A 982-nucleotide genomic window follows, 5' to 3' on the forward strand; every position below is an offset into this window, starting at 1 on the left:
CCCTCTTCAGTTCGACGATCTTGTTACAGAATATTAAGTCGCACATCGCGTTATTAATCAGTTAAACATTTTAAACTTAGAAGAAAAGGTTAAACGTATCTAAAGCTTGTAACTATTTAATAAAACGAACATTAAAAAAGCCAGTAATTCCATGCACAATCGCGAAAGGTTGGTTGATTTGAGACGCACTCATTTCCAGAAACGCTTACCTCTAAATCAGCAAGTCATTAACTTAGCAGGAAATATAGATACCCATGCCTTCTTAATAAACCCAGCCTCTCACAACATTTTTCTTTATCTGACAGACTATGTAAAAGTTTTTTCTGAGTATTGGTTTAAGACAAGCTCAAATAAGATACGCGTTCTTGATTGGGGGTGTGGTAAAGGACATATTTCCTTTCTAATGCGTGAAATGGATGTCCAAATCACCAGTTGTGATGTGCGCGGTACTGGTACTGGTGACTCAGCTTTTGGTCAGACTACACCCATTATAGAGAAAGCGTCCCTAACGGTTGTTCCCCTAGAACATCCTTATTTACTTCCATTCAACGATGCAAGCTTTGATCTCGTTTTAAGTTTTGGAGTCCTTGAACACGTTCCCAATGATCTTGCTTCCCTTGGTGAGATTAATCGAGTGTTAAAACCAGAGGGTCTTTTCTTTTGTTTTTTCCTTCCCTACTACTTTTCCTGGACTCAGCGTTTAGCTCATTTGCGGGGAGATTTTTATCATGACCGCTTGTATTCCAAAAAGATGGTGAAAAACCTGCTCAAGCAAACCAACTTTGAACTGCTTGACCTTTGGCATAGGCAACTTCTACCTAAAAATAGTGTTTCATACGCCAATTACCACGTTTTTGAATCTGTAGACCAATGGCTGAGTGAAAACACGCCCTTTAAATATATTGGAACTAACATTGAATTTGTTGCTTACGCCTTATGTGAGATGGGGTAGCAAAAAAGAAGGGGAAACCCCAAGATAAAG

General features: G+C 38.9%; 1 protein-coding gene. It reads left to right on the forward strand.

Translation table 11 applies throughout. The features are described 5' to 3' along the window. The first annotated feature begins 151 nt into the window (after positions 1 to 151). Entirely contained in the window at positions 152 to 952 is an 801-nt protein-coding gene (locus ABF638_RS38165; RefSeq protein ID WP_435027917.1) for a class I SAM-dependent methyltransferase, read from the forward strand. Positions 953 to 982: the final 30 nt, after the last annotated feature.

Source organism: Nostoc sp. CALU 1950 (assembly GCF_051172895.1).
In the GTDB taxonomy this organism is placed as follows: Bacteria; Cyanobacteriota; Cyanobacteriia; order Cyanobacteriales; family Nostocaceae; genus Nostoc; species Nostoc edaphicum_A.

What these genes read in the sequence shown, in the direction of transcription:
- ABF638_RS38165 (WP_435027917.1), top strand. Translation starts at nt 152, where the DNA reads ATGCACAATCGCGAAAGGTTGGTTGATTTGAGACGCACTCATTTCCAG.